Consider the following 635-nt stretch of genomic DNA (forward strand, 5'->3'; position numbering starts at 1 on the left):
ATGGACTGTGTCCGCTCCTGCCGGAATGGTGCTGGATATCGAGTTGCTCGATATCTTCATGACGGATGATCCAGGGCGTACCCTTGCAATACTGCTCGGCCTTCAGATCGCCGGCGCGGATCATGCGCAGCACGGTCATTGGCCGCAGCCCGAGCTTCGCAGCCGTTTCCTGCAATGTATACTCGCCGCGCTCCGACCGTTCGTCCTTTTTGTAGACGGCGATGTCGTGCTGGTTGCGGAAAGTGCAGACACGGGACTGCGTCCATCCGTTCTGACGACCCGTGGTTTTGCCGAGCCGGTTGAGAAGCGATGCGATCGCTCTATCCGGCAATTGGCGTGCCAGGGCACGGATCAGTTCCTCGATGTCCGGCGGGGCGCCCCAACGGTGATGGCCTGCCTTGTTCTTCCTGACCGAAAGCGCGGTATGGTCGCCGCCCTGCCAATGCACCAGCATTTTGATGTGGTCGTCTTCGATGGCGACGACAATCTCGCGGATCACGGCACGGATGATCCGTTTGCGCGTGGTGGCGGTGGCGTTGGCATGATGCCATGCCAGTTCGAGATCGGCGCCCATGCGCAGCAGGCTCCGCCGTTCCTCGTCTCCCAGAGCCTCAGGCTTGTGGCGGTCGAGCGCG

The 635-nt window shown here is 61.7% G+C and carries 1 protein-coding gene; it reads right to left on the reverse strand.

Annotated features, from left to right (window positions below; genetic code table 11):
- Positions 1-635, reverse strand: a 635-nt coding sequence (locus tag AC0L17_RS34540; protein WP_473518999.1) for a helix-turn-helix domain-containing protein, incomplete at both ends; no start/stop codon positions are given.

Source organism: Mesorhizobium sp. WSM4829, assembly GCF_055811475.1.